General features: G+C 72.7%; 26 protein-coding genes and 2 tRNA genes. 12 read left to right on the top strand and 16 right to left on the bottom strand.

What is annotated here, in order from left to right; genetic code table 11:
* Positions 1–164 precede the first annotated feature (164 nt).
* The 5 genes from clpX to ACN268_RS15200 form a co-directional block, all read right to left on the bottom strand.
* Entirely contained in the window at positions 165–1,460 is a 1,296-nt protein-coding gene (gene clpX / locus ACN268_RS15180) for an ATP-dependent Clp protease ATP-binding subunit ClpX (protein WP_357928115.1), read from the bottom strand.
* A gap of 214 nt (positions 1,461–1,674) precedes the next feature.
* Positions 1,675–2,337 (bottom strand): ATP-dependent Clp protease proteolytic subunit, encoded by a 663-nt coding sequence (locus ACN268_RS15185; protein WP_030333536.1) that lies wholly within the window; start codon positions 2,335–2,337, stop codon positions 1,675–1,677.
* Positions 2,338–2,347: 10 nt separating this feature from the next.
* On the bottom strand, positions 2,348–2,989 hold the full coding sequence (locus ACN268_RS15190; RefSeq protein WP_067310650.1) for an ATP-dependent Clp protease proteolytic subunit: 642 nt from the start codon (positions 2,987–2,989) through the stop codon (positions 2,348–2,350).
* Positions 2,990–3,160: 171 nt separating this feature from the next.
* A complete protein-coding gene (gene tig, locus ACN268_RS15195; RefSeq protein WP_421483760.1) occupies positions 3,161–4,513 on the bottom strand; it encodes a trigger factor in 1,353 nt (450 codons plus the stop codon).
* 155 nt (positions 4,514–4,668) lie between these two features.
* Positions 4,669–4,742, bottom strand: a tRNA-Pro gene (locus ACN268_RS15200).
* A 290-nt stretch (positions 4,743–5,032) separates the two neighbouring features.
* On the opposite strand from ACN268_RS15200, the gene ACN268_RS15205 reads away from it, so the two are divergent.
* From ACN268_RS15205 to ACN268_RS15215, 3 genes are all read left to right on the top strand, one after another.
* Positions 5,033–5,106 (top strand) — tRNA-Gly (locus tag ACN268_RS15205).
* 89 nt (positions 5,107–5,195) lie between these two features.
* Positions 5,196–5,660: a hypothetical protein gene (locus tag ACN268_RS15210; protein ID WP_421483761.1), complete on the top strand. Its 465-nt coding sequence runs from the start codon at positions 5,196–5,198 to the stop codon at positions 5,658–5,660.
* 161 nt (positions 5,661–5,821) lie between these two features.
* Positions 5,822–6,169, top strand: coding sequence for a hypothetical protein (locus ACN268_RS15215; RefSeq protein ID WP_421483762.1), 348 nt, complete (start codon positions 5,822–5,824; stop codon positions 6,167–6,169).
* A gap of 103 nt (positions 6,170–6,272) precedes the next feature.
* On the opposite strand, the gene ACN268_RS15220 is transcribed toward ACN268_RS15215, so the two are convergent.
* The 3 genes from ACN268_RS15220 to ACN268_RS15230 all read right to left on the bottom strand — a co-directional run bounded on the left by ACN268_RS15220 (position 6,273) and on the right by ACN268_RS15230 (position 8,336).
* Positions 6,273–6,944: an SMI1/KNR4 family protein gene (locus ACN268_RS15220; protein WP_421483763.1), complete on the bottom strand. Its 672-nt coding sequence runs from the start codon at positions 6,942–6,944 to the stop codon at positions 6,273–6,275.
* Positions 6,945–7,095: 151 nt separating this feature from the next.
* Positions 7,096–7,842, bottom strand: a complete 747-nt coding sequence (locus ACN268_RS15225; protein ID WP_421483764.1) for a hypothetical protein — start codon at positions 7,840–7,842, stop codon at positions 7,096–7,098.
* A complete protein-coding gene (locus ACN268_RS15230) occupies positions 7,839–8,336 on the bottom strand; it encodes a SigE family RNA polymerase sigma factor (protein ID WP_421483765.1) in 498 nt (165 codons plus the stop codon). The genes ACN268_RS15225 and ACN268_RS15230 overlap by 4 nt, the downstream gene beginning before the upstream one ends.
* A gap of 140 nt (positions 8,337–8,476) precedes the next feature.
* Between ACN268_RS15230 and ACN268_RS15235 the strand changes: the two genes are divergently transcribed.
* Entirely contained in the window at positions 8,477–9,316 is an 840-nt protein-coding gene (locus ACN268_RS15235; RefSeq protein WP_421483766.1) for a DUF3152 domain-containing protein, read from the top strand.
* Between the two features lie 150 nt (positions 9,317–9,466).
* Positions 9,467–12,526 (top strand): Hsp70 family protein, encoded by a 3,060-nt coding sequence (locus tag ACN268_RS15240; protein WP_421483767.1) that lies wholly within the window; start codon positions 9,467–9,469, stop codon positions 12,524–12,526.
* A 129-nt stretch (positions 12,527–12,655) separates the two neighbouring features.
* On the opposite strand, the gene ACN268_RS15245 is transcribed toward ACN268_RS15240, so the two are convergent.
* Together ACN268_RS15245 and ACN268_RS15250 are read right to left on the bottom strand one after the other, a co-directional pair.
* Positions 12,656–13,453 (bottom strand): serine protease, encoded by a 798-nt coding sequence (locus tag ACN268_RS15245; protein WP_421483768.1) that lies wholly within the window; start codon positions 13,451–13,453, stop codon positions 12,656–12,658.
* A 277-nt stretch (positions 13,454–13,730) separates the two neighbouring features.
* A complete protein-coding gene (locus ACN268_RS15250) occupies positions 13,731–14,270 on the bottom strand; it encodes a hypothetical protein (protein WP_421483769.1) in 540 nt (179 codons plus the stop codon).
* 123 nt (positions 14,271–14,393) lie between these two features.
* Here ACN268_RS15250 and ACN268_RS15255 point away from each other — a divergent pair, with 123 nt between their 5' ends.
* Positions 14,394–14,723, top strand: a complete 330-nt coding sequence (locus ACN268_RS15255) for a hypothetical protein (protein WP_421483770.1) — start codon at positions 14,394–14,396, stop codon at positions 14,721–14,723.
* A 63-nt stretch (positions 14,724–14,786) separates the two neighbouring features.
* Here ACN268_RS15255 and ACN268_RS15260 read toward each other — a convergent pair whose 3' ends face one another.
* From ACN268_RS15260 to ACN268_RS15270, 3 genes are all read right to left on the bottom strand, one after another.
* The gene (locus ACN268_RS15260; protein ID WP_088647123.1) at positions 14,787–15,272 is read right to left on the bottom strand and encodes a ribose-5-phosphate isomerase; all 486 of its coding nucleotides are present in this window, start codon (positions 15,270–15,272) and stop codon (positions 14,787–14,789) included.
* Between the two features lie 73 nt (positions 15,273–15,345).
* Positions 15,346–16,548: a DUF1015 family protein gene (locus ACN268_RS15265; protein ID WP_421483771.1), complete on the bottom strand. Its 1,203-nt coding sequence runs from the start codon at positions 16,546–16,548 to the stop codon at positions 15,346–15,348.
* A gap of 113 nt (positions 16,549–16,661) precedes the next feature.
* Positions 16,662–17,285 carry a DsbA family protein gene (locus ACN268_RS15270; protein WP_357928069.1) on the bottom strand — a complete coding sequence of 208 codons (624 nt, stop codon included), beginning with the start codon at positions 17,283–17,285 and terminating at the stop codon, positions 16,662–16,664.
* A gap of 222 nt (positions 17,286–17,507) precedes the next feature.
* On the opposite strand from ACN268_RS15270, the gene pepN reads away from it, so the two are divergent.
* The 3 genes from pepN (at position 17,508) to ACN268_RS15285 (ending at position 20,701) form a co-directional block, all read left to right on the top strand.
* Positions 17,508–20,054: an aminopeptidase N gene (gene pepN / locus ACN268_RS15275; protein WP_421483772.1), complete on the top strand. Its 2,547-nt coding sequence runs from the start codon at positions 17,508–17,510 to the stop codon at positions 20,052–20,054.
* A gap of 84 nt (positions 20,055–20,138) precedes the next feature.
* Positions 20,139–20,501 (top strand): Uma2 family endonuclease, encoded by a 363-nt coding sequence (locus tag ACN268_RS15280; RefSeq protein ID WP_421483773.1) that lies wholly within the window; start codon positions 20,139–20,141, stop codon positions 20,499–20,501.
* Positions 20,465–20,701 carry a hypothetical protein gene (locus ACN268_RS15285; protein WP_421483774.1) on the top strand — a complete coding sequence of 79 codons (237 nt, stop codon included), beginning with the start codon at positions 20,465–20,467 and terminating at the stop codon, positions 20,699–20,701. Before ACN268_RS15280 ends, ACN268_RS15285 begins: the two co-directional genes overlap by 37 nt.
* 105 nt (positions 20,702–20,806) lie before the next feature.
* Here ACN268_RS15285 and ACN268_RS15290 read toward each other — a convergent pair whose 3' ends face one another.
* Together ACN268_RS15290 and ACN268_RS15295 are read right to left on the bottom strand one after the other, a co-directional pair.
* Entirely contained in the window at positions 20,807–21,220 is a 414-nt protein-coding gene (locus ACN268_RS15290) for a DUF5130 family protein (protein ID WP_219464342.1), read from the bottom strand.
* Positions 21,207–21,491: a hypothetical protein gene (locus tag ACN268_RS15295; protein ID WP_088646597.1), complete on the bottom strand. Its 285-nt coding sequence runs from the start codon at positions 21,489–21,491 to the stop codon at positions 21,207–21,209. The genes ACN268_RS15290 and ACN268_RS15295 overlap by 14 nt, the downstream gene beginning before the upstream one ends.
* Before the next feature lie 405 nt (positions 21,492–21,896).
* Here ACN268_RS15295 and ACN268_RS15300 point away from each other — a divergent pair, with 405 nt between their 5' ends.
* Positions 21,897–22,835 (top strand): alpha/beta hydrolase, encoded by a 939-nt coding sequence (locus tag ACN268_RS15300; protein WP_421486902.1) that lies wholly within the window; start codon positions 21,897–21,899, stop codon positions 22,833–22,835.
* Between the two features lie 97 nt (positions 22,836–22,932).
* On the opposite strand, the gene ACN268_RS15305 is transcribed toward ACN268_RS15300, so the two are convergent.
* Positions 22,933–23,835, bottom strand: coding sequence for a tryptophan 2,3-dioxygenase (locus ACN268_RS15305; protein ID WP_421483775.1), 903 nt, complete (start codon positions 23,833–23,835; stop codon positions 22,933–22,935).
* A 147-nt stretch (positions 23,836–23,982) separates the two neighbouring features.
* On the opposite strand from ACN268_RS15305, the gene ACN268_RS15310 reads away from it, so the two are divergent.
* Both ACN268_RS15310 and ACN268_RS15315 read left to right on the top strand, forming a co-directional pair.
* Positions 23,983–24,426, top strand: coding sequence for an Lrp/AsnC family transcriptional regulator (locus ACN268_RS15310; protein ID WP_204928042.1), 444 nt, complete (start codon positions 23,983–23,985; stop codon positions 24,424–24,426).
* Between the two features lie 103 nt (positions 24,427–24,529).
* Positions 24,530–25,054, top strand: a complete 525-nt coding sequence (locus ACN268_RS15315) for a hypothetical protein (RefSeq protein ID WP_421483776.1) — start codon at positions 24,530–24,532, stop codon at positions 25,052–25,054.
* Positions 25,055–25,095: the final 41 nt, after the last annotated feature.

Consider the following 25,095-nt stretch of genomic DNA (forward strand, 5'->3'; position numbering starts at 1 on the left):
GCACCGCGTGGACACCCTGAGCGCGGCCCAGAGCCGATCGCGAGCCGCGGGCGTGGATCGGGATGGACGGGTGCCTTCAGACGGCGGTCAGGGCACAGGCGCCGTACGCGCGGAAGCACGGCCCCGGGCGGGGGCCGTGCTTCCGACGGTGGTCGGGGTGTCGGTCAGGCCGACTTCTCCTCGCGGTCGCGACGGGCCCGGCGACCGGTGAACTCACGCGGCACGATGGTCGGGTTGACGTTCTCCAGTACGACCTCGCGGGTGATCAGCACCCGCGCGGCGTCCGGGTTGCTCGGCACCTCGTACATGACGGAGAGGAGGACCTCTTCCATGATGGCGCGCAGACCACGGGCGCCGGTGCCCCGGAGCATCGCCTGGTCGGCGATCGCCTCGAGTGCCGCCGGCTCGAACTCCAGCTCGACGCCGTCCAGTTCGAAGAGCCGCTGGTACTGCCGGACCAGGGCGTTGCGCGGCTCGGTGAGGATGCGCACCAGGGCGGAACGGTCCAGGCTGCGCACGTTGGTGATCACCGGCAGTCGGCCGATGAACTCGGGGATCAGCCCGAACTTGAGCATGTCCTCCGGCATCACCTGGCTGAAGATGTCGTCGGTGGAACGCTCGGAGACCGACCGGAGCCGGGCACCGAAGCCGGTGCCGCCGGAGCCGGTGCGGGCCTCGATGATCTGGTCGAGGCCGGCGAAGGCGCCACCGCAGATGAACAGCACGTTGGTGGTGTCGATCTGGATGAACTCCTGGTGGGGGTGTTTGCGCCCGCCCTGCGGCGGCACGTTCGACACCGTGCCCTCCAGCATCTTGAGCAGGGCCTGCTGCACCCCCTCACCGGAGACGTCCCGGGTGATCGAGGGGTTCTCCGACTTACGGGCGATCTTGTCGACCTCGTCGATGTAGATGATGCCCGTCTCGGCGCGCTTGATGTCGTAGTCGGCGGCCTGGATCAGCTTGAGGAGGATGTTCTCCACGTCCTCGCCGACGTAGCCCGCCTCGGTCAGCGCGGTGGCGTCCGCGATCGCGAAGGGCACGTTGAGCATCCGGGCCAGGGTCTGCGCGAGGTGCGTCTTGCCGCAGCCGGTCGGGCCGAGCAGCAGGATGTTGGACTTGGCCAGCTCGACGGCGTCGCTACCGGAGCCGGGGGCGTTGGCCGCCTCGGCCTGGATGCGCTTGTAGTGGTTGTAGACCGCCACCGCGAGCGCCTTCTTGGCCTGGTCCTGACCGACGACGTAGTTGTCGAGGAACTGGCAGATCTCCATCGGCTTGGGAAGCTCTTCCCACTTCACCTCGCCGGACTCGGCCAGCTCCTCCTCGATGATCTCGTTGCAGAGGTCGATGCACTCGTCGCAGATGTAGACCCCTGGGCCCGCGATGAGCTTCTTGACCTGCTTCTGCGACTTGCCGCAGAACGAGCACTTCAGTAGGTCGCCGCCGTCACCGATCCGTGCCACCTACGTTCTCCCTGCACTCGTCGACCGGAGACCGGCCCTGAACCGCGGGCGCCGGAGCGCCCGTCCGTGGTGAAATCCGTTCCGCCGGTCCGACCCGGCCACGCCGTACGGCCCCGACGTTACCCGCTGGCGAGGGTTTCTCCGACCCCCAAAACGGGTGTGTCAGAGGTCGGCCGGGAACTGCTCGCCCCGACCGACCTCCGAACGATGGTGCTCAGCGGGCCGCGTTGGCGGCCAGCAGGCCCTTCTTGCGGCTGGTCAGGATCGTGTCGACCAGCCCGTACTCCTTGGACTCCTCGGCCGTCATGATCTTGTCACGGTCGATGTCCTTGCGGACCTGCTCGATCGGCCGGTTGCAGTGCCGGGAGAGCATGTCCTCCAGCTGGGTGCGCATCCGCAGGATCTCCCGGGCCTGGATCTCGATGTCCGAGCCCTGCCCGTAGCCGCCTTCGGTGGCCGGCTGGTGGATGATGATCCGCGAGTTCGGCAGCGCCATCCGCTTGCCCGGGGTGCCCGCCGACAGCAGCACCGCCGCCGCGCTGGCCGCCTGGCCCAGGCAGACGGTGGAGATGTCCGGCCGGACGTACTGCATGGTGTCGTAGATCGCCGTCATGGCGGTGAACGAACCGCCTGGCGAGTTGATGTACATGATGATGTCGCGGTCCGGGTCGGTGCCCTCGAGCGTCAGCAGCTGCGCCATCACGTCGTTGGCCGACGCGTCGTCGACCTGGACGCCGAGGAAGATGATCCGGTCCTCGAAGAGCTTGTTGTACGGGTTGGACTCCTTGACCCCGTACGAGGTGCGCTCGACGAACGACGGCAGGACGTAACGGTTGTGCACGGCCGCGAACTGGGGCGGCAGGCTCAGATCGGTCATCGTCAGCTCCTCAGCTCAGGGTCCCGGCGCCATCCGGAACCTGGGTGGCTCCGATGATCACCTTGTCGATGAAGCCGTAGTCCATGGCCTCCTGGGCGGTGAACCAGCGGTCGCGGTCCGAGTCGGCCTCGATCTGCGCCTGGCTCTGCCCGGTGTGGTGGGCGACCCGCTCCTGGAACATCCGCTTGGTGTAGAGCATCTGCTCGGCCTGGATCGCGATGTCCGACGCGGTGCCGCCGAGGCCACCGGACGGCTGGTGCATCATGATCCGCGCGTGCGGCAGGGCGTACCGCTTACCCTTGGTGCCCGCGCAGAGCAGCAGCTGACCCATCGAGGCGGCCATGCCCATCGCCACGGTCGACACGTCGTTGTCGATGTACTGCATGGTGTCGTAGATCGCCATGCCGGAGTAGACCGAGCCACCCGGCGAGTTGATCCAGAGGAAGATGTCGCGGTCCGGGTCCTCCGCCGCGAGCAGCAGCAGCTGGGCGCAGATGCGGTTGGCGACCTGGTCGTTCACCTCGCTGCCGAGGAAGATGATGCGCTCCTTGAGCAACCGGTTGTAGACCGAGTCGTCGAGGTTGCCAATGGTGTCGCCACCTCGGGCTTCGATCGCCCGGAGCGGCTTCGCTGGGATGTGCATGTCGGTCATGGCAGCCCTTCGCTCTCCGTACCGTCGTACCCGACATTAACCGCTCCACCGGGTGATCGACTCCCGCTCGCGGCACTGTTCGCTCTCAGCGCAGCAGGCTCGGGACGTACCCGGAAAAGGGGCTCGGCCGCCGTGCGCCGCAACGGGCGCACGGCGGCCTACCGGGTCGGATCAGTGCTCGTGGTCGTGGTCGTGCGCCTGCTCGCTCTCGGCCCGCAGCGCGTCGAGGGTGACCTCGTTGCCAGCCGAGTCCTTGATCTTGATCTTCTCCATCACGGAGGCGAGCGCCTTGCCGCGCCGCACGTCACCGAAGACGGCGGCGGCGGCGCCGGAGCGGACCAGCTGGTCGTAGTACTGCTGCGGGGCCATCCCGGCGCGCTGCGCCCGGTGGACGATCTCGTGGCCGAACTCGTCGTCGGAGACCTGGGTGTCCTCGGCGTCGGCCAGAGTGTCCAGCAACAGCTGGATCTTGACGCCCTCGGTCGCCGCCTCGGTCAGCTCGGCGTCGATCTGCTCCTCGGTCTTCTCCTCGGCGGCGAGGTACTCCTCCATCGAGGCGCCGATCCGCTCCAGCTGGTCGACCATCGCCTGCTTACGGCTGTCGACCTCCTCGCGGACGACACCCTCCGGTGCCGGCACCTCGGCGGCGGCGACCAACTGCTCCAGGGCCTTGTCCCGGGCGGCGTAGATCTGCTCGACCCGCTTGCCCCGGGTGACCTTCTCCCGCAGGTCGGCGCGCAGCTCCTCGATGGTGTCGAACTCGCTGGCCATCTGGGCGAAGTCGTCGTCCAGCTCCGGCAGCTCCTTCTCCTTGACCGTGCGGACGGTCACCGCCACCTCGGCGTCCCGGCCGGCGAAGTCGCCGCCCACGAGCTGGGTCGTGAAGGTGGTCTCGTCGCCGGCGGCGAGACCGACCAGGGCCTCGTCCAGACCCGGCAGGAGCTGCTTGCTGCCGACCTCGTGCGAGATGTTGCTCGCCGAGCCGCCCGGCACGTCCTCGCCGTCGACGGTCGCGTTCAGGTCGATCTGCACGTAGTCACCCTCGGCGGCGGCCCGCTCGACGGTCTTGAGCGTGGCGAACCGCTCGCGCAGGTTCTTCACCTGCTCGTCGATCTCGCTCTCGTCGATCTGCAGCTCGTCGACGGTCACCTCGACGGTGGCCGGGTCCGGCAGGGTCAGCTCGGGCCGGACGTCGACCTCGGCGGTGAAGTTGAGCGAGTCACCGTCGTTGAACTCGGTGATCTCGACCTCGGGACGGCCGAGCGTCTTGAGGTCGTGCTCACGCACCGCGGCGAGGATGTTCTGCGGGATCGCCTCCTGCACCGCCTCGTTGAGCACGGTGCCCCGGCCCACCCGCTGGTCGATCACGGCGGCCGGGATCTTGCCCCGACGGAAGCCGGGAACCTGGACCTGCTGGCCGATCTCCCGGTACGCCTTCTTGAGGCTCGGCTCGAGCTCGACGAACGGCACCTCGATGGCGAGCCGCACGCGCGTCGGGCTCAGAGTCTCGACGGTGCTCTTCACAGGCGTACTCCTTGACGGATCTCAGTGGTGGGTCTGGGTCTGGGCGTGATTGCGCGCATCGAGTGTAGGCGAGCCGGGACGCTGCTCTGGCAGCGCCCGGCGAACCGCACGGATCGGCGTCGCCTCCCGGGGATGATCCCGGGATGCGCACGCAGTCGGGGTGGCGGGATTTGAACCCACGGCCCCTCGCTCCCAAAGCGAGTGCGCTACCAAGCTGCGCCACACCCCGTGGCGAAAGAAGTGTATGCCGTCGCGCCCCGCCCGGTATGCCGGGGCGTCCCCGACCGGCCGGTCCCCCACTCGCGTTCCGGCGTGCGCGCGATACACGTCCTCGGCGTCCGCTCGGTATATCCCCGGTGCGCGCTCGGCATGACCCCGGTGATCAAGAGGTTCGCGTCAGGGAGATCGTCGAGGGTGACGCGAACCTCTTGATCACCGAGGACACGGGGCCGGGGGGAGGGAATAACCGGGGTGCGGGGGTGGGGGTAGGCTTGCGGCGCGTCCGGTTTCCGGGCGTACGCGGGCGTAGCTCAATGGCAGAGCTTCAGTCTTCCAAACTGACGGTGCGGGTTCGATTCCCGTCGCCCGCTCCACACCCTCCGGCCCAGGTCAGCGGCGTGTTCGCCAAGCCTGGGCCGTTCTCGTACTCGAATGTCGGACGGCGGTGCCACCCTCTGGACCCATGAAGCCGCTCGTGGTGCACCGCACCACCTTCAGTCCCCACTATGGCCACTTCGTCCTGCGGGACGTGTGGTGCGATGCCGGCGACGAGGGCGAGTCACTCCAGGACGCGGAGGGCCAGGTAGCCGGCGCGTCCACGTACGAAATCTGCGTTCGAGTTCTCTCGGACGCATTGAAGGTGGGCCTTGAACTCCGGACGTGGGCCAGTGAGCCCGCGCCGGACAGCGGCCTGTGGGACGAATCTCGACAGCTTGAGCTGCACTGCCCGACCGGAGAGCTGATCGTCGAGGTGATCACCTCCGGAGCGGCACTGGAGGTCACCCCTTCGCAGGGAGCCGGCGTCTACGGCGTTCGCGTTCATCGCAGGCAGGCCGACACCCAGGAGTTCCTTATCGAGCTGTGGTGGCGGACCCCGCTGCCCCAAGCCGACGATGACGAGGACTTCTACGGCGACGTGTGGTCCTGACCAGGGTCAGGACAGCGCGTAGGTGTCTTCGATCTCGTGACGGCTACCGGGCACCACCAGCACCGATGCCATGATCGGGTCACCTGACGCCCGCCGCACCAGACGACGGCTGTCCATATGTCTGCGGTCGGCAGCTGTGTGGTACCGCTACCGTCACTGCCGTGACGACCTACGAGGCGGATGCGATGGTCATGGACATCCTGCTTGCCGGCGCTGCTGTCGCCCTGGTCGGGTGCGCTGCTTGGGTGGTTGTTCGCAGCCGGCGCACGTCAACGGTTCAGCTGCTCGGGCGGACCCTGCACTACCCCCGCGTGTGGGCCGCAGGGGCGGCATGCATGGGCTTCTACGCTCTCCTGGGGCTAGGGAATCTCACGGAGGGCACGCCCAGCGTTTGGCGCGCTCCGAGCCGGTGGATCGGTGCCGGGCTGTTGCTGGCGGCATCGGTCCTCATGGCCACCTACTGGCTCCTTGAGTATCGCGCCACGCGTCGGATTGGTCGTGACCAGTAAGTTGGGCCGTGACGAGCGCCAGCGTGGCCGGCCGTCGTCGATGCCGGGGCGTTCGACTGCCGCGCCGCTTCGCGGCTTGCCCGTTCGCCGTCGACCCGGACGGCTAGCCGGGTGCGACCTCGCGCTCGGCCGCCTCCAGCCAGCGCCGGTACCAGCGGGCGAACCCCAGCGGCGTCCCGTCGTCGTCGTACAGCGGCCGGAACCCGCCGCCCTCGGCGATGTCGTCCGCCCACATCTGCCCCCGGGTGGGACCGCTGACGACGAGCGCCTCCCGTAACGCGCAGCCGAGATGGCACAGGTACAGCAGGCCGATCGAGTTCTGCGGCGTGTAGACGACCTTCTCGTACCGCTCCCAGTAGGCGTCGTGCGCGGCGGTGAACGCCTCCGGCGAGTCGTAGTCGTCCTCCTCGGGTTCGGCGGGCAGGCCGTCGGCCGGGTTGAACGCCTCGACGTGGGCGAACGGACGCCCGAGCGCCGCCAGCGTGGTGAGGTCCGCGCCGTCGCCCTCCCACTGCCACCGTCCGTCGCGCCGACGCATCGGGAACAGCCCGTAGGCCGGCCCCGCGCCGCCCCGACCGGCCTCCCGCAGGAACGACAGGTACTCGGCGGGCAACTCCACCCGCAGCTGCTCCTGCACCTCGGTCAACTCGTCGGCGGTCAGTGGTGGTTCCAGCTCCCACCCGTGGTCGCCGGCGCCGAACACCGCATCGGAGTCGGGCGTCGCGGCCAACCGGGCGAGCCGTCCACGGATGTCCGACCAGTCGGTGCACGTCACGCCCGGCACGATACAAGCACGCGGGAAGCGTGCCCACGGGTCCCGCTGCGCAGTGGCCACCCGACGGACCGGAGCCCGGCACGAGGTCCGCGCCTGCGGGGTGCGCACCGCCACGCCGCCGGACCGGAACACCCGGCCGTCCCGTCGCCGGTCAGAGCAGGCGGCCGGAGCGGTCGCGGGCGACGATGCCGTCGAGTCGTACGCCGGGGGTGAGGTCGACCGGGTCGAACCAGAAGATCACCAGTTCCGGGTCGGTGCTCCACCGGGCCAGCCGGGCGTCGACCTGCCGGCCCCCGACGGTGCCGACGATCCGGCTCGCCGGCCCGACGAAGTAGCCGAACGTCGGCACCGGCGGGCGGGCGTCCGAGGGGGTCGTGTCGTCGTACCCGATCTCGTGGAAGCCCGGTCGCCGGTCGCTGCCCTGCACGTCGTTGAGGACGATGTCGTCGATCAGTTCGCCGGCAGGGGTGCGACGGCCGGCCATCAACCCGACCCGCACCCTGGGTGCCTCGGGCACGTCGACCGCCACCAGGTAGTACACCCGCTGCTCGACGCCGTACCGGATGCCGGTGTCGACCACTTCGCCGATCGGCTTCCGGGGGGGCTCCCACCGGGTGGGTCCGGGGGTCGGCGACGATGTCGCCGGGGGCGTCGCGTCGGGCACGGTGGCCGCGCGGGCAGGTGGGCGGTCCGCCGCCGGCGGCCCGGCCCACCGCACGCCGAGCCCCACGCCGCCGGCCACCAGCACGGTGACCAGCGCCGTCGCGCCCACGTTGACGAGTCGGCGGCGTCGGCGCAGCCGCCGGCCGTCCCGCATGATCACGGTCAGGTCGAGATCCTCGGGGTACGGCCGTTCGGTCGCCCGCATCGCCCGGCGCAACCGCTCCAACTCGGTCATCGGCCGGTCCCCTGGGTCGCCGGGACCCCGGTGGCGCGCAGCTTCTGCAATGCCCGGGAACCGGTGCTCTTCACCGTGCCGAGCGATACGCCCAGTTCGCGGGCCACCTGTGCCTCCGGTAGGTCGAAGTAGTGGCGGAGCACGACGATGGCCCGCTCGCGGGCGCTGAGCGCGCCGAGGATGTCGAGCAGCCAACGGCGGGTGGCCACGTCGTCGGCGACGTCGCCACGCCGCTGCTCGGGCAGGTCGTCGGTGGGGTACTCCCGGATCGGCCGCCGCCACCCGTCGACGAGGTGGTTGACCAGCACCGTGCGGGCGTACCCGTAGGCGTCCTCGTCGCGGATCCGGGACCAGGACGCGTACGTGCGGACCAGGGCGGTCTGCGCGGCGTCCTCGGCCTGGTGGTGGTTGCCGGTCATCAGGAACGCGGCGTGTCTGAGCCGCCCGGAGGCGGACCGGGCGAACTCGACGAACTCGGCGTCACCCCGGGCCATGCCCGCTCTTCCCCATTGCCACGCCGGACAGGACGGGCGAGGGCACCGAAAGGTTGAGTGCCGGCGGGATCAACTGTTCCGGCGGGCCGCCCGTCCTTCCCGCTGCCCGACGCCGCCCGGCGGCGGGTGGAGGAGGCACCATGGCGACGAAGGGTAGCCCCCGGCGCGGGCGGCCGGTGACGGCGTTGCTGATGGCGGCCTGGCTGACCGGGTGCGGGCTGCCGGCGGCGGGGCGGCCTGGGACGGCACCGTCCTCCCCGGCCGGGGCGACGGCGACACCCGCCCCGACGGGGTCCGTCCGGGCGGACGGGTCCGCCCAGCCGGTCGGAACGGTCGCCGGGACGCCCGCCCGGTCCGGGCCCGCCCCCGTCGGCTACCCGGCGGACGGGACCAACCGCTGGCAGGTCGCGGCCGGCGAAACGACGGCGCCCCGGGGCACCGGCCGGTTGCTGCGGTACCGGGTGGCGGTGGAGCGCGACATCCGGGGGCTGCCGGTGGCGGAGTTCGCCGCCGAGGTCAGCGCGACGTTGACCGCCCCGCAGGGATGGACCACGGGCGGGGCGCTGCGGCTGTGGCGGGTCGGCCCCGGTGGGCCGGCCGACTTCACCGTCCACCTGGCCACCCCGGGCACCCGCGACGAGCTGTGCGGGGACGCGGCGGACGGGTACACCTCGTGCCGCAACGGCGACCGGGTGGTGATCAACGTGGCCCGCTGGGTGAAGGGGGTGCCGGGGTACGGCGCGGACCTGGCCGTCTACCGGCGGTACGTGGTCAACCACGAGGTCGGGCACCGGCTCGGCCACGGCCACGAGCGGTGTCCGGGGCGGGGCCGGCCGGCCCCGGTGATGCAGCAGCAGACGCTGGGCCTGCACGGGTGCACCGCCAACGCCTCGCCGTACCGGAACGGCAGGCGCTACTCGGGGCCGCCCGGCGCGTACGCCGACCGGGTCCCCCCGCCCGAGCCGGGCCGCCGGGACTGACGGCCGCCGGGACGGGGCCGGACCCCGCGGCTGTGCCAGGGCCTCGGGAGGCGTCGGAGCGAGGGCGCAGCGGCCGGACCGGCCGGGGGCGGCGGGGGCTGCGTACCATGCGGGACCGGGCATCCCCTCGTCCGGTGGAGGTAGCGACGGATGGCAGGCCAGCAGGACGGATACGCCCTCGGCGTCGACCTGGGCACGTCCAACACGGTGGCCGTGCTGCGCTGGCCGGACGGGCGGACCCGACCGCTGCTGGTCGACGGGCAGCCGATCCTCCCCTCCGGGGTCTACGCCGACACCGAGGGCCGGTTGCACGTCGGCCGGGACGCCCAGCGGCTGGCCCAGGCGGACCCGACCCGGTACGAGCCGAACCCGAAACGCCTGGTGGACGAGCCGACGGTCCTCCTCGGCGACCGGTCGTACGCCCCGGCGGAGCTGCTCGCCGCGACCCTGTGGGCGGTCGCCGAGCAGGCGGTGGCGACGGTGGGGTTCCTGCCCCCGGCGGTGCTCACCTATCCCGCCGCCTGGGAGGCTCCCCGGCGGCAGGTGCTGCACGACGCGTTGGCGCTGGCCGGTTGGCCGTCGGCGGCCGAGCACACCATGTCCGGTCCGGTGCCGGTGGGCACCCGGCTGCTGCGGGAACCGGTGGCGGCGGCCCGCTACTACACGGAGGTGCTGCGGCGGCCGGTGCCGGTGGGCGAGTCGGTGGCGGTGTTCGACTTCGGCGGCGGCACCCTGGACGTGGCGGTCGTCCGTAACGAGGGCGCCGACCCGTGGGGCGACTCGGGTTTCACGGTGATCGCCACCGGCGGGATGGCCGACCTCGGCGGGCTGGACCTGGACGCGGCCCTGCTCGCCCGGGTCGGTGAGCTGGTCGGTGACGGGCAGGCGGCGCTCTGGGCCCGGCTGACCCGACCGGAGACGACCGGGCAGTGGCGGGACCGGCAGCAGCTCTGGGACAACGTGCGCGGCGCGAAGGAGATGCTGTCCCGGGTCGCCGTGGCCCCGGTCGCGGTGCCCGGCCTGGAGACCGCCGTCCCGCTCAGCCGGGCCGAACTGGAGCAGCTCGCCACTCCCCTGCTGACCCGGGCGGTCGCCCGGACCCGGGAGGTGGTCGCCGAGGCGGGCCTCACTCCGGACCGGCTCGCGGGGTTGTTCCTCGTCGGCGGCTCGTCCCGGGTGCCGCTGGTGGCCCGGCTGCTGCACGCCGAGCTGGGGGTCGCGCCGACCGTGCTGGAGCAGCCCGAGCTGCCGGTGGCCGAGGGGGCGCTCACCGACCTGCCGCTGCCCCGGCCGGGCCGGCGTCCCGGGTCGGCCGGCGCGGCCGGGCCCGCCCCGGCACAGCCGTCGCCCGCCCCGGCACAGCCGTCGCCCGCCCCGGCACAGCCGTCGCCCGCCCCGGCACAGCCGTCGCCCGCCGCGGTGCAGACCTCGCCCGCACCGGCACAGGCGTCGACCGCTGCGGTGCACGACGCCGCGCCGGGGGCATCCGACACCGCGTCCGCCCCGGCCGGTCCGGGTGACGGCCGACCCGCCGGCGTGGCCGCCACCCTGCAGGGGGGCGCAGCGCCCGCCGGCCCGGGCCACACCCTCCCGCCGGGGCCGGGCCACACCCTCCCGCCGGAACCGAACGCGACCCTGCCGGCGGGACCCGGCGCGACCCTGGTGGCCGGGGCGGGCACTGCGTTCGGTGGGCCACCGGTGGTCGGATCAAGCGCGCCGCCGGTGCCGACCCCGGGTGGGCTGCCGCCGGACGGGACCGTGCCGGAGCAGGGCGGATATCCGACGGGCTGGCCGGGCGTACCGGCGGGGGCGGTGCCGTCACCGGGGACCGGTGCCGGCCCCTCGACGCCGGTGCGGCGCGGGCGTCGCCGGCTGTGGATCGGGATCGGTGCGGGGCTGGCGCTGCTCGGCGTGCTCGGCGCGGCGGCGCTCTGGTTCACCCGGGACCGCTACCCGGCGTTGGAGTTCCACACGCTCACCGAGGTGGCCCGGCCCGCCGCCGGTGGGGACCGGCCGACGGCGATGTTCACCGCCGTGCTCGGTGACCGCGCCTACCTGGCCTACGCGCTTTCCGACGACCGGCTCACCGTGGTGGCCGTCGACGCCGGCACCGGGAAGCAGGCGTGGCGGACCACGGTCGCAGCGGGTGGCGAGCGGTGGAAGGGGGTCCGGGCGGTGCCGGGGGCGGTGCTGGTCGTGGCGGACGCGGCCGGCGACAGCACCCCCCGCGACGTGGTGGTGCTCGACGCCGGCGACGGCAGGGAACGGTGGCGGTTGCCGGTGCAGGGCGACGATGCGGTGCACGTCACCCCGGAGCGGCTGGTCTGGGTGGACCGCGCCGGCAGCCGCCTGGTCGGGCTGCGGCTGCGTGACGGCCGGCAGGAGTGGACCTTGGACAACCCCCGCAGCGAGTACGGCGACACCCGCACCACGGTGTTGCGGGTGGGCACCGCGCAGAGCGTGGTCGGTCCCGCCGGGTTCGACGGCGCGTCCGATGCCCCCTGGCTCGGTGACGCCGACCAGTTGGTGCAGGTGGGTGCCGACCGGTCGGTGCGGGTGCTCGCCATGGACAGCGGCGAGGTGGTCCGCCGCCGCGACGGGGTCGCCGACGTCAGCGACCGGATGGTCGCGTACGGAGACCGGTTGTACGTGGTGGCGGAGGACCGGGGATACAAGCTGCTCGGTTACGACCTGGGCAGCTTCGCCGAGCCGACGGTGCTCTACAGCGCCGGTGAGCAGCGGCGGGTCACCGCGCTGGTGGCCTGCGGCGAGCACCGGGCCTGCCTGTTGGAGGTGCCGGAGGGCGACGCCGACCGCACGGAGGTGGTCGCGGCCACCGAGGGCAAGGGCAGTCGCCGCTGGGCGGCGCCCGGCGGCCAGGGCTTGGTGCCGGTGGGTGAGCACCTGCTCGTACGGCGGGAGCTGCCGAAGACCTCGGTGAGCCTGTTCGACCCGGACGGGAAGGCGGTGCTGACCGACCGCAAGGGCACGGCGGCCCGGGTCGACGCCGGCAACCTGCTGGTCTTCGCCGAGACGCCGAGCAGCGTCGAGGACGACCGGAGCCTGGCCGGGGTGTCGAAGTCCGGCGGGCTGACCGAGATGGGGCAGCTGCAGGGCGTCCGCAGCGAGTCGTGTGCGTGGAACACGTCGGTGATCATCTGCGGGGCGGAGCGGGACTTCGTGCTGTACCGGTTCGCCGGGGACGGCTGAACGGCCGGGGCGGCTGAGCCGCCGGACACCACTGGACGGCCGGACACCACTGAGCAGCCGGACACCACTGCGCCACCGGCTGCCACGGGGGCGGTCGGTGGCGCAGCGGCCCGGGGGGCGGTCGGTGGGTCAGCCGCCGAGGCTCGCGGCGGCCGAGGCGATCGACGCGGCGAACGTGCTGACCTGGGTGTAGACGCCGGGGGCGTTGGGCCGGGCGCAGCCGTCGCCCCAGCTGACGATGCCGACCTGAATCCAGGCGTTGGCGGCGTCACGGCGGAACATCGGGCCGCCGGAGTCACCCTGGCAGGTGTCGGTGCCACCGCTGGCGTAGCCGGCGCAGATCTCCTCGGCGGCAATCAGCTCGCCGGGGTACGAGGACGAGCAGCTGGCGTCGCTGACGAACGGCACGGTGGCCTTGAGCAGGTACCGCTGCTGCGCGCCGCCCTCCCGGGCGGCACCCCAGCCGGCGACGGTGAAGGTGCCGTTGTCGTAAGCGGTGGTGGTGGCGATGGGCAGGGTGGCCTGCGAGGTGACCGGGGTGGCGAGCCGGATGAGCGCCCAGTCCTTGCCGCTGCCGTTGTAGCCGGGGGCCCGGTAGACGTAGTTGGACTTGACCTGGATGCGGCTGCTCGACTGGAGGTCGACCGCGCCGAGGGTCGCGGTGATGCTGGTGTTCGTGCCGGTGCGGTTCACGCAGTGGGCGGCGGTGAGCACCAGCCGGGGGCTGTAGAGCGCCCCGCCGCAGCCCATGGAGAGCCGGACCATGAACGGGAACTCGCCCTGCGCGGCCCGGGTGCCACCGACGACGGACGGGGCCGCGTCGGGGGTGGGCGCGGCGGTGGCCGGGGCGGTCAGGACGAGCGACCCGGCGGTGATCGCCACGATCGTGGCAGCCATCCGGCCGGTGAGACTGCGCCAACGGTTCACGGGGCCTCCAACCCTCGGCGGCGCGCCTCGTGGGGGCGCCGGTTCGATGGCGGGAGCCTAGAGCGACGAATCGACGTGCATCAACATCCTGTTGGGGTCATACGATCGCGGCGCGACGCGCGGGATCACCCGGCCGGGCGGGGATGAAGCCGGGGCGGCGGGGTATGCCAGCCTCCGGCCTGGAGGAGTGTCGACCGGTGTCGCGGACAACCCCGCGACCGGACGCGGGCGGGCCGGGTCACCACCCGGCCCGCCCGCCGTACCGACGCCGGGTGGCTCAGTTGCCGGTGACGAAGTTCCAGGCGTCCATCACCCACTGGGTCTGCTGCAGGTAGGCGATGCCCACCCCGGCCAGGAAGATCCCGGTCACCAGGTGCGCTCCCCGGGCACTGCGGCGTACCCGGCCGAGCTGCCGTTCCAGGATGACCCGGCCGAGTAGCCGGGACAGCGCGAACAGGCCGGCCGCCACCAGCAGGCTGAGCAGGAAGGTCAGCAGCGGAGCACCCAGGTCGCCCCGGCCGGAGATGGCCCAGATGCCCCAGCAGACGAAGGCGAAGAGGGCGCCGGCCGCGCTCCACTCGCCACCCCGGCGCAACTGCTCCACGTGCCAGCTCATCGGCCGGCGCGGCGCGGCGGGCTCGGACCAGCCGGACTGGTCGTGCTCGACCACCGGGAACGGCTCGGTACGCGGAGCCCGGGGCTGCCCCACCGAGGCGACGCCCCGACGGAACGGTTCCCGCTGCGGGGGCACCCCGACACCGGGCTGGGGCGGCACCTCGACGGTCCGCTCGGCCCACGGCTGTGTCTGGTCTGCCATCTTGGTTCCTCCCCATGACCGGTGCCGGCCGTCGACCGGTCCACCGTCTTCGAGGGTAGCGAGCGGACAAACTGCCGCGCCCGGCCCGGCCCGACGGGGGCCACCGGACGGTACGGTCGGGACATGGTGGATGCGGAGCGACGGCGACGCCGGCTACGGCACCAGCCGGAGCCCACGGCCGACGGCGGTGAGCCGCCGGTGGCGGCGACGGCCGAGGTGCACGACGGGGCTCCACCGCCACGGGCCCGCCGGGCCCCGGGCGGCGAGGACGGCGAGCGGGGGCTACGCGGGCTGGTCGGTTCCGGCTCGTCGCAGGTCAGCGTGCGGGCCGCGCTACGCGCCCGGGACGCGGCCCGCCCCACCGAACAGGATCTGGCCGAGGCCGAGGAACGCCTGGTGATCATCCGACGGAACTGGGTCCCCCGGGAGGACCTGCCCCGTTCGGGTCGGTGACCGGGCCGGCCGGTGACCGGCCCGGTCGACGGATCGCCGGCGGCAGCCCGGCGCGGGCGGCGGTCAGGACAGGTCGGCGGGGGCGGGCAGCTCGGGCAGCTCGCGGGTGCGCTCGTACTCGGCCACCTGGGCGATCCGCCGGGCGTGCCGTTCGTTGCCCGAGAACGGGGTGGTGAGGAACGCCTCGACGATGGCGGCGGCCTCGTCGAGGGTGTGCTGGCGGGCACCGACGGCCACCACGTTGGCGTCGTTGTGCTGCCGGCCGAGCTGGGCGGTCTCGATGCTCCAGGCCAGCGCCGCCCGGACGCCAGCGACCTTGTTGGCGGCGATCTGCTCGCCGTTGCCGGAGCCGCCGATGACCACGCCCAGGCTGCCCGGGTCGGCTACCACCCGGTCACCGGTGTGCAGGCAGAAGGTCGGGTAGTCGTCGTCGGGGTCGAAGGCGTGCGGGCCGACGTCGACCAGCTCGTAGCCCTGCTTGGCCAGGTGATTGGCCAGGTGCACCTTCAACTCGAAACCGGCGTGATCGGATCCCAGGTAGACGCGCATACCGGGCAGTCTGTCAGGGCCGCGCCCCGGCCCGCCGTGGGGGCGGCGTGCCGGGGCGGATTCGTCACAGGATTCAGCGGGGCAGCTCGGCGACGACCAGGCCGCCGCGTGCCTTCGGGGTGAACCAGGTGCTCTTGCGGGGCATCTTCTCCCGGGCCAGGTTCACCGCGACGAAGTCGTCCACGGTCACCGGGGCGATCAGGACGGCGAGTTCGGCCCGGCCGGCGTCGACCTCGCCGGTGAGCCAGCTCGCCGGGTAGTCGCCGCCGACGTAGGTGATCCGCTTGTCGCCCGGGTCGAGGCCGAGCGCGTCGCGCAGCAGCAGCCGCTCCACCAGGGCGTGGTCGAGGTTCTCCAGCCGGGCGGCGGCCGCGTCGTGCGGCAGGGTCACCGCGTACCCCTGGCCGGCGAGCCGCAGGTGCACGGTGCCGCCGGCCGCCGGGACCTCGACCGGGCCGTCGACCGGGCTGATCCGCGCGCCGGCGGCGCGCAGCCGGTCGAGCAGCTCGTCGGGGGTGCAGGGCAGCTCGCTGACCAGCCGGTTGTAGGGCTGGATGGCGACCGACGCGGGGGTGGTGACCACCGCGAGGAAGCGCGGGAAGCCGCCGGTCTGCGCGGCCAGGCTGCGGTGGTTGCCGTCGGCCACCACCAGTTCGCCGCCGCCGGCCAGCGCGGTCAGCGCGTCCTGCTCGGGGCCGGGGCCGAGCAGCCAGATGGCGTGCGTGCGGCCGGCCTGGTCGGTGTCGGTGGCCGCCGGCGCGCCCGCCGTGTCGGTCGCCGTCGCGAGCGCGGCGTGCAGCTCGTCACCGCGCCCGGTCTGCAACAGGAGTACGGGGGAGAGCAGGTGACCCAGCGCCTCGGCCAGGGCGACCCGCTCCCGCACCTTGGCGATGAAGACGTCCTCGTTGCGGATGACCAGGCCGGGCTCGTCGGCGCTGGTGGAGATCTGGTCGGTGTCGACCATGGCGAACAGCCCGTACGCCGGCTCCTCCCCCGGCGCGCTGATCCGGTAGAGGACCACCACCTGCTCGGCGGGGGTGTAGCTGCCGTCGGCCTTGGCCTCGGTGAGCCGGGCCACCGCGTCGCCGAGCGCGTCGGAAAAGGACTTCCCCAGGCTCTCCGGCGCCCGGTGGGGCATCTCGATGCCGAGGGCACTGTGCGGGTTCGCCTCGATGATCGCGGTGATCTCCGCGTCGTCGGCGAACTCGTCGTAGTTCTGCGCGCCGGTGCCGCCAGTGGTGATCCAGGCCCGGGCGATCGGATGCACGACCGTCATGGGGCTTGACGCTACCGGCGACGACGGCCCGCGCGACGCCGACCCCGCGCCGGGTCCACCAGATGAACCGTCCCCGGCGGGGCCCGACCGGCCGGGCCCCGCCGGGGTGGCGGTCAGTCGAAGATCGGGCCCAGCTCGCGGGAGCGCTTCAGCTCGTAGAAGCCGGGGGTGCCGGCGACCAGCAGGACGCCGTCCCAGAGCCGGCCGGCGGCCTCACCCTTGGGCGACGGGGTGATGACCGGGCCGAAGAAGGCGATCTTCTCGCCGTCCGGGCCGGGGGCGTGCACCACGGGGGTGCCGACGTCGGTGCCGACCGGGCGCATCCCGGCCTCGTGGCTGGCCCGCAGCGCCTCGTCGTACTCGGTGGAGTCGGCGGCGTCGGCGAACGACGGGTCCAGCCCGACATCGGCCAGCGCCGCGGTGATCATCTCCCGGCCCAGCGGCTCCTTGCCGAGGTGGATGCGGGTGCCCATGGCGGTGTAGAGCTTCGCCAGCGTCGCGCCGCCGTGCGCCTGCTCCACGGCGATGCAGACCCGTACCGGCCCCCAGCCCAGCTTCATCATCTCCTGGTACTGCTCGGGCAGCTCCCGGCCCTCGTTGAGGACGGAGAGGCTCATCACGTGGTAACTGATGTCCACATCCCGGACCTGCTCGACCTCCAGGAGCCAACGGGAGGTGATCCAGGCCCACGGGCACAGCGGGTCGAACCACATGTCGACGGCGACACGTTCGGTCACGGTGGAGTCCCTTCGTGACGTCAGACACGCCGGCGGACCCGGCGCGGTTTCCCTCGATCCTCACCCCCCACGGCATCGATCGGTAGCGGAATGAGAGCGTGACGTCGACCACCGCGGGGTCGGTGCATGGAAGACTCGGCTCGGGTCGCCGCCACGAGCGGCCGGCAGGGGCTGGCGCAGCCGGAAGGCGGCGAGAGTGGGATGGAGACGAAAGTGCCAGGAGTGCGCAACCTGACCCAGGTCGAGGCCACCGAGCGGGCCCGCCTGCTGGAGGTCACCGGGTACGACATCAACCTCGACCTGTCAACGGCGGTGCAGGCCGAGGGCCGCACGTTCCGGTCGGTGACCGAGGTCAGGTTCCGCTGTGCCGAACCCGGTGCCGGCACCTTCATCGAGACGGCCGCCGAGTCGGTGCGCGCGGCCACGCTCAACGGCGAGCCGGTGGACCTCGCCGGCTGGTCGGCCGAGAAGGGCCTGGCGCTGACCGGGCTGGCCGCCGAGAACGTGCTCGTGGTGGACGCCGACTTCGGCTACTCCAACAGCGGTCAGGGCCTGCACCGCACCGTCGACCCGGTCGACGGCGAGACGTACCTCTACAGCCAGTTCGAGACGGCCGACGCGCAGAAGGTGTTCGCCTGCTTCGACCAGCCCGACCTGAAGAGCGTCTACACCTGGCACGCCACCGTCCCGGCGCACTGGCGGGTGGTGTCCAACATGCCCGTCGAGCGGGAGGAACCGGCCGGCGAGGGGCTCAAGACCGTCCACTTCGCCACCTCGGCGCGGATGAGCACCTACATCACCGCCCTGTGCGCCGGGCCGTACCACGAGGTGCGGGACAGTCACGACGGCATCGACCTGGGCGTCTTCTGCCGGGCCTCGATGGCCCCCCACCTGGACGCCGACGACCTGTTCCTGATCACCAAGCAGGGCTTCGACTTCTTCCACGAGCAGTTCGGGGTGCGGTACCCGCTGCCGAAGTACGACCAGCTCTGGGTGCCCGACTTCAACGCCGGCGCGATGGAGAACTTCGGCTGCGTCACCCACGCCGAGTCGCACTACCTGTTCCGCTCGCAGGTCACCGACTTCGAGTACGAGCAGCGGGCCAACACGATCCTGCACGAGCTGGCCCACATGTGGTTCGGCGACCTGGTCACCATGCGCTGGTGGAACGACCTGTGGCTCAACGAGTCGTTCGCCGAGTGGGCGAGCCACTGGTGCAACACCCACGCCACCCGGTTCTCCGAGGCGTGGACGACCTTCCTGTCGATCCGCAAGAACTGGGGCTACCGGCAGGACCAGCTCTCCTCCACCCACCCGGTCTACTGCGAGATGCCGGACCTGGAGGCGGTCGAGGTCAACTTCGACGGCATCACGTACGCCAAGGGCGCCAGCGTGCTCAAGCAGCTCGTGGCGTACGTCGGTGAGGAGCCGTTCCTGGCCGGGCTGCGGGCGTACTTCGCCAAGCACGCGTGGGGCAACGCCACCTTCGACGACCTGCTGTCGGAGCTGGAGACGGCCTCCGGCCGGGAGCTGCGCAAGTTCGCCGCCCAGTGGCTGGAGACCGCCCAGGTCAACACCCTGCGCCCCGAGGTGACCATCGGCGCCGACGGCGGTTACGAGCGGGTGCTGGTCCGGCAGGAGGCCCCGGCCGGTCACCCGACGCTGCGTACCCACCGCATCGGCGTCGGCCTGTACGACCTGACCGACGGCCGGCTGGTCCGCCGCGAACGCGTCGAGGTGGACGTCACCGGCGAGGTGACCGAGCTGTCGGTGCTGCACGGACGGCCGGCCGCCGACGTGCTGCTGCTCAACGACGACGACCTGACCTACACCAAGCTGCGGCTCGACGAGCGGTCCATGGCGACCGTGGTGCAGCACATCGCCGGCTTCGACTCGTCGCTGGCCCGCGCGTTGTGCTGGACGGCCGCCTGGGACATGGTCCGCGACGCCGAACTGTCCACCCGCGACTACGTCGCGCTGGTGCTGGCCGGGCTGCCCGCCGAGACCGACATCAACCTGGTCACCGCCACCCTGCGGCAGGCCAGCACCGCGCTGATCTTCTACGCCGACCCGGCCTGGGCGCCGACCGGCTGGGCCGGACTGTCCCGCACCGCCCGGGACACGCTGGCGGCGGCCGAGCCGGGCAGCGGCTTCCAGCTCGCCTGGGCCCGCGCGTACGCCTCGGCGGCCCGCGCCGACGAGGACCTGGCGACGCTGCGCGGGTGGCTGGCCGGCACCGACGTGCCGGCGGGCCTGACCATCGACACCGAGCTGCGGTGGACGGTGCTGCAGTCGCTGGTGGCCAAGGGGGCGGCCGGCACCGCCGAGATCGAGGCGGAACTGGCCGGCGACCGGACGGCCTCCGGGGAGCGGGAGGCCGCCTACGCGCACGCGCTGGTGCCGACGGCGGAGAACAAGGCGACGGTGTGGTCCCTGCTGACCGGCCCGGACGCGCTGCCGAACTGGCGTAACCGGGCGTTGTTGCAGGGCCTCACCCACCCGACGCAGGTCGCGTTGACCGCGCCGTACCGGGAGCGGTACTTCGCCACGGTGGCGCAGGTGTGGGCGCAGCGTGACAGCGAGCCGGCGCAGGAGTTCGTGCAGTTGGCGTACCCGGCGTACCTGGTCGAGGAGGAGACGGTGGCGGCGACCGACGCGTGGTTGGCCGGCGACGGCCACCCGGCGCCGCTGCGCCGGCTGGTGGCCGAGGGGCGCGACGGGGTGGTCCGGGCGCTGAAGGCCCGCGCGCGGGACGCCCACAGCAGCTGACGTCGAGGTGGCACGGCCCGGGGCCGGCGCGGGTGCGAGCCCACGCCGGCCCCGGGCCGTTATCGTGGGGCGAGGAGGTGAGCGATGGCACAGCCGAGGTACGAGTGGCGGCCGCCCGAGCGGGACTGGCGCGAACAGGACCTACGCGACCTGCCCGAGGACGGGAACCGCTACGAGATCATCGACGGGAGTCTGCACGTGACCCCTTCGGCCGGCCCGTACCATCACGAGCTTGCGGACGACATCCGGATGGCGCTGCGGCAGAACGCGCCGGCCGACTGGCGGGTGATCCGCGAGATCGGGGTCCGGGTGCCGGCCGGCAACCTCATCCCGGACGTCACCGTGCTGCGGCCGGGTGCCCCCGGGACCGGATGTGGGCCGACCCGTCGGACGTCGCTCTGGTCGTCGAGGTGGAATCGCCCAACAGCCGCCGTCACGACCGCCTGACCAAACCGGCGCTCTACGCGGAGTCCGGCATCCCCGCCTACTGGCGGGTGGAGCGGAGCGACTTCGGTCCCGTCGTCTACCGGTACAGCCTGGTCAAGGGGGTGCACTACAACCTCGTCGGCACCGTCGGTCCGGACGAGCCGGTGCCGGTCGACGAGCCGTGGCCGATGCGACTCGATCCCCGCACCTGGCCCCGCTGACCGGCAGCCGGCCGGTTCGGCACCGACGGGTGTGACGGACGCGACGGAGCCCGGTCCGCGTGGTGCGGGCCGGGCTCCGGGCGGTTCGGGACGTGCGGGTGGGGCTCAGGCCCGACCGGCGTGGCTGGCGAGCTGGTCGAGGCCCTGGATGATGCCGCCGGCCAGGTCACCGCCGCCGAAGGACGCCACCATGGACAGCGCGGCCAGCTTGACGTACGTGTCGGGGATGCGCTTGCGGGCGTACCGGCCGGTGACGACCTCCAACTGGCGCTGGTTGGGCGACACGGCGATCAGCACCGACTTGTCCGGCTCGGCGAGCTGGCGGTGCAGCCGCTCGGCGTGCTCCCGGACCGGCTCGTCGAGGCCGCCGACGTAGACCGAGAAGACCAGGCCGCTGCCCTGGTCGGCCAGGCGCAGCGCCTCGTCGATGCGCAGCAGTTGCCGGGTCGAGAACGGCCCGTCCAGCACCTCGGGCGGGGTGCCCGTGCCGGCCTGGTCGACCTGCTCACCAACGGTCACTTGCGCCTCCGGTTCCACCGGCCGGCGCCTCGATGCCGGCCTGCTGCTGCTTGTGGCTGGTCAGCGCCGGCGCCTGGGCACCGGCGGCCAGGGCGGTGCCGGCCGAGTCGGCCAACTGCTCCGGGCGGCCCAGGAACCAGACCGGCGTGAAGTCGAAGCGTCGGCCCGGCCGGTAGCGCTTGGCGCCGCCGCCGCTGCCGTGGTTGGCGGCGAAGACCAGCCCGACGATCACCAGCACCACCGCCGCCGGGATGCCGACGAAGATCAGCAACGTGTCAGTGACAGACAATCCCAACGCCCCCAGGCGGTAAGAGAGACCAGAGCTTCCGGGTCGGGTGGACGATCGTGACACCGGCTCCCGACTCCGCTGCCATTCACGTTAGCGGAGCCGACGCCCCGCGAGCCTGCGGGGTGCCGATCCCACCTGTCACTCCAGTGTTCCAGCGGCCCCACGGCGGCGACGAGTCGGGTCACCCGGTCCCATCCTGCCGGTTCGGTACCCGATCGCGCCGGGACGACACGACCGGCCCGGGTGTGGCGTCCGCCCCATATTCCGCTGACATGACCCGGCCGGGATTGCCGGTCTCGGTGCCGGGACCCGGAGGATGGCCCGTACCGATCGGACGTTCTCGATCGATTCCGGTCCGCCCACCCGCAGGGAGCCCCCGTGCAACCCGTGCCCGCCCTCCACTCCCACCCCGCCCGGTCCCGCCGGCCCTGGCCCCGACTGGTCACCCGGCCGCTGCTCGCGCTCGCCCTGGTCGGCGGCAGCGCGCTCGCCGCACCCGCGGCGAGCGCCGCGCCCGTCAACGACCGGACGGTCGCGGCGGTCGCCGCCAACCCGTACGAGCGGGGCCCCGCCCCGACGACGGCCAGCATCGAGGCCACCCGGGGCCCGTTCGCCATCGCCCAGAGCACCGTCGCGGCGTCCGCCGTGAGCGGGTTCCGGGGTGGCACGATCTACTACCCGACCAGCACCGCCGAGGGCACCTTCGGCGCGGTGGCGATCTCCCCCGGCTACACCGCCAGCCAGTCCAGCGTCGCCTGGCTCGGTCCCCGACTGGCCTCGCAGGGCTTCGTGGTCATCACCATCGACACCCTCTCCGTGTACGACCAGCCGGCTTCCCGGGGCACCCAACTGCTCGCCGCGTTGGACTACCTGACCGGCAGCAGCGCGGTGCGGACCCGGATCGACCGCACCCGGCTCGCGGTGATGGGGCACTCGATGGGCGGCGGTGGCAGCCTGTCGGCGGCGAACACCCGGCCCGCGTTGCAGGCCGCCATCCCGCTGACCGGCTGGCACACGGTCAAGAACTGGTCGTCGGTACGGGTGCCGACGCTGGTGATCGGTGCGGAGAACGACTCGACCGCCCCGGTGGCCTCGCACTCGGAGCCGTTCTACACCAGCCTGCCGGCGAGCCTGGACAAGGCGTACCTGGAGTTGAACGCGGCCGGTCACTCCGCGCCGACCTCGCCGAACGTCACCGTGGCGAAGTACAGCATCTCCTGGCTGAAGCGGTTCGTCGACGACGACACCCGCTACGAGCAGTTCCTCTGCCCGGCACCCCGGGGCAGCGCGATCCAGGAGTACCGGGACACCTGCCCGCACTCCTGACCGCGTACCGGCCGGTCCCGTCGCCCCGCCCGGCGGCGGGGCCGGTCCGTGGGCAGCGTGCCGGGGCGTCACGCACCGCGGGCGCGGGCCGCCGGGGTCACATCGCGGTGCGGGCCGACCACAGTTCGGGGAAGACCACCCGGGACATGCTGCGCTGCAACCAGGCCAGCCCGGCCGACCCGCCGCTGCCCACCTTGGCGCCCATGGTGCGCTGCACGGCCTTGACGTGGTTCCAGCGCCAGTCGCCGAACTGTTCGGCCACGTCGGCCAGCGCGTCGCCGAGCTGCCGCAGGTGGTTGTCCGGCCCGTCGTCGTCGTAGACCGCCACCCAGGCCGCCTCGACCCGGGGGTGCGGCAGGTGCTCGTCGGCGACGTCCCGGTCCCGCAGCTCGGCGGGCAGTTCGTGCCCGTGCCGGCCGAGCAGGGCGACCACGTCGTCCCAGAGGCTCGGCGTGGCCAGCGCGGCGCGCAGGTCGTCGTACACCTCGGGTTGGCGGCGGAAGGGGCGGATCAGCGCCGGGTCGCGCAGCCCGAGCAGGAACTCCAGCTGGCGGTACATCGCGGACTGGAAGCCGGAGCCCTCGCCGAGCAGGTTGCGGAACCGGTTGAAGTCGGCGGGGGTCATCCAGCGCAGCCCGCGCCAGGCGGCGTTGAGCCCCTCCAGGTGCAGGGCGGCCCGGCGCAGCGGGGCGAGCGCCGCCCACACCCGGTCGGCCCGCAGGTCACGCTGGGCCTGGCGCAGCTCGTGGCAGGTCAGCCCGAAGTACAGCTCCATGATCTGGCTGACCATCAGGAAGGACATCTCGCCCGGGTCGCTGCTCAGCGGCTGCTGGAGGGTGTGCAGGGTGCTGGCGTGCACGTACGCGTCGTAGGGCGTCCGGTCGGCGAACTCCAGGGTGGGCTCACCGCCGTTGCGGGCGGCGCGGGCCCGCCGCTGCTGCGGGGTGGACGGGCGCACCACCGGGTTCGGGGAGTGCGTCCGCAGGTCCGTCTGTTCCACCGTCTCGCCTCCTCCGGTTCGGCTGTCCGAACATGATCTCCCGTCACGTACCCGTGGTGGAATGCCGCTTCGATGGAGCTGAGCGGCTCTCACTTCACGAACGAAAGGCACTTCGGCCGATCGGCCTGCCGAAGATAAGGTCGGTACGTGGACGAGATGGACTGGGCCCTGCTGCGCGAGTTGCAGGCCGACGCGCGGCTGTCGTACAGCGAGCTGTCCCGGCGGGTGCACCTGTCCCCGCCGGCGGTCGCCGAACGGGTCCGCCGGCTGGAGGAGTCCGGGGTGATCACCGGCTACCACGCGCACGTCGACCTGGCCCGCGCCGGCCGTGGAGTGGTGGCGCTGATCCGGATGTCCTGTTACGGCCCACGGTGCATCCTGCACGACCCGAACGTCGTCGACTGGCCGGAGATCCAGGAGATCCACCGGATCACCGGGGACGCGTGCAGCATGCTCAAGGTCGCCGCCGGCTCGATCGGGCAGTTCGAGGCGGTGATCGACCGACTCGCCCCGTACGGGCAGCCGTCCAGCACGATGGTGCTCTCCAGCCCGTTGCAGTGGCATCCGGTCACCCCGCTGCCGCCCGCCTGACCCCGGGCGGGCCCGAGTCCGGGTTTGCCCCCGGGCCAGCGGGAATGCAGCCCCGCACACCCGTCGCAGGATTCCGGCGAACCGTCGCCGGGAGGGGGGAACCATGCGGGGGCTCACTCTGCACCGTCGTGCCGTCCACGCCGTCCTGGCGATGTTCACCCTGGTCGGGGTGTTCGTCCTGGCCGCGGCCACCCCGGCGCGCGCCGGGGAGAACACCTTCGTCGAGGTCACGCCGAACACCGCGCAGGCCGGCACCCGAGTCAACGTCCGGGCGAGTTGCGACAACGCCAACAACCAGCAGGCCACCGTGCACTCGGACGCCTTCGGGCGGGTCGTGCTGCGGCCCGACAACGGCTTCCTCACCGGTGCGGTCACCGTCCCGGGCAACAAGCAGCCCGGGGACTACCCGGTCGACCTGCGGTGCGCCAACGGCAACACCGCCTCGACCATGCTGACCGTGCTGAACATGGCCCAGCCGAGCAAGGGCCCGGCGACCGGCGGCGGCGGGACGGCGGGTGACCGGGGCAGCGGTTCGCTGCTGCTGGTCGGCGGCCTGGCCGTGGCGGCCGTGGCGGCCGGGCTCGGCGTCTTCGGCGGCAACCGCCGACGGACCCGGCCCGGTGCCTGACCGCCTGCCGTCATGGCCCGCACCCGTTCGCGGCCGGCCGG

This window comes from Micromonospora sp. WMMD735 (assembly GCF_049178995.1).
GTDB lineage: Bacteria > Actinomycetota > Actinomycetes > Mycobacteriales > Micromonosporaceae > Micromonospora > Micromonospora wenchangensis.

Excerpts from the sequence above, each read along its gene's own strand:
- ACN268_RS15185 (WP_030333536.1), bottom strand. The coding sequence starts at position 2,337 with ATGACCGATCTGAGCCTGCCGCCCCAGTTCGCGGCCGTGCACAACCGT.
- ACN268_RS15190 (WP_067310650.1), bottom strand. The coding sequence starts at position 2,989 with ATGACCGACATGCACATCCCAGCGAAGCCGCTCCGGGCGATCGAAGCC.
- ACN268_RS15210 (WP_421483761.1), top strand. The coding sequence starts at position 5,196 with ATGAAGCCGCTCGTGGTGCACCGCACCACCTTCAGTCCCCACTATGGC.
- ACN268_RS15225 (WP_421483764.1), bottom strand. The coding sequence starts at position 7,842 with ATGACCGAGTTGGAGCGGTTGCGCCGGGCGATGCGGGCGACCGAACGG.
- ACN268_RS15230 (WP_421483765.1), bottom strand. The coding sequence starts at position 8,336 with ATGGCCCGGGGTGACGCCGAGTTCGTCGAGTTCGCCCGGTCCGCCTCC.
- ACN268_RS15235 (WP_421483766.1), top strand. The coding sequence starts at position 8,477 with ATGGCGACGAAGGGTAGCCCCCGGCGCGGGCGGCCGGTGACGGCGTTG.
- ACN268_RS15240 (WP_421483767.1), top strand. The coding sequence starts at position 9,467 with ATGGCAGGCCAGCAGGACGGATACGCCCTCGGCGTCGACCTGGGCACG.
- ACN268_RS15250 (WP_421483769.1), bottom strand. The coding sequence starts at position 14,270 with ATGGCAGACCAGACACAGCCGTGGGCCGAGCGGACCGTCGAGGTGCCG.
- ACN268_RS15255 (WP_421483770.1), top strand. The coding sequence starts at position 14,394 with ATGGTGGATGCGGAGCGACGGCGACGCCGGCTACGGCACCAGCCGGAG.
- ACN268_RS15260 (WP_088647123.1), bottom strand. The coding sequence starts at position 15,272 with ATGCGCGTCTACCTGGGATCCGATCACGCCGGTTTCGAGTTGAAGGTG.
- ACN268_RS15265 (WP_421483771.1), bottom strand. The coding sequence starts at position 16,548 with ATGACGGTCGTGCATCCGATCGCCCGGGCCTGGATCACCACTGGCGGC.
- ACN268_RS15280 (WP_421483773.1), top strand. The coding sequence starts at position 20,139 with ATGGCACAGCCGAGGTACGAGTGGCGGCCGCCCGAGCGGGACTGGCGC.
- ACN268_RS15315 (WP_421483776.1), top strand. The coding sequence starts at position 24,530 with ATGCGGGGGCTCACTCTGCACCGTCGTGCCGTCCACGCCGTCCTGGCG.